The sequence below is a fragment of the Actinoplanes sp. ATCC 53533 genome (assembly GCF_003947245.1).
Window position 1 is genome coordinate 1 of record NZ_QHHV01000579.1, and the last position, 784, is coordinate 784.

Genomic DNA, 784 nt, shown 5'->3' on the forward strand with positions numbered 1-784 from the left:
TCGAGCGCCACCGACTCCAGGTACCTCACCTCGACGACGTACGTGTCCAGCGGCGAGGTCGACAAGGAGACCGGTCCGGACTTCAGCAACACCAACACCGACTACACCGTGGGCGCTGAGCCGTCGTTCAACCCGGCCGGCGAGTCCATGCCGCCCGGGCTGCCGTCCGCGGTGACCGACACCGAAAACCGGGTCACCCGGTTCAAGTACAACTCGTCCGGCGACCTGACCTCGACGACCACGCCGTCCGGTCTGGTCACCGAATCGACGTACGACGTGCTCGGCCGCAAGATCCAGGACAAGGAGAAGTCCGACTCGTACCCGGACGGCGTGGTCACCACGTACACGTACGACGACATGGGCCGGCTGCTGACCACCACCGGCCCGGTGACCACCAACGCGGTGGACGGCAGCAAGCACCAGGCCGTCACCGCGAACACCTATGACGTGGACGGCAACGTCGTCAAGACGGTGGTCAAGGACGCGCTGGACGCCGGCGAGCCCGAGCGGGTCACCACCATCGAGTACGACGAGTTCAACCGCCAGGTCCGCACGGTCAACCCGGTCGGTGACGAGCAGACCGAGGGCTACGACCAGTTCGGCAACCGGACGTCCGTGGTGGACGGCAACGGCAACCACTACGAGTACGCCTTCACCGCCCGCAACGACCTCGCCGAGGTGCGCCTCTACGACTGGCGCGGCGACCCGGACGGCGGCAGGCCGCAGGACGAGAAGCTCGGCTACGTCGTGCTGACCTCATACGCCTACGACTACGGCGGCCGGA

1 protein-coding gene is annotated in these 784 nt (G+C 67.1%); it reads left to right on the forward strand.

Features of this window, described 5'->3' with window-relative positions; genetic code table 11:
* Window positions 1-784: hypothetical protein (locus tag DMB66_RS60130; RefSeq protein ID WP_148112990.1), on the forward strand; the 784-nt coding region annotated here is incomplete at both ends.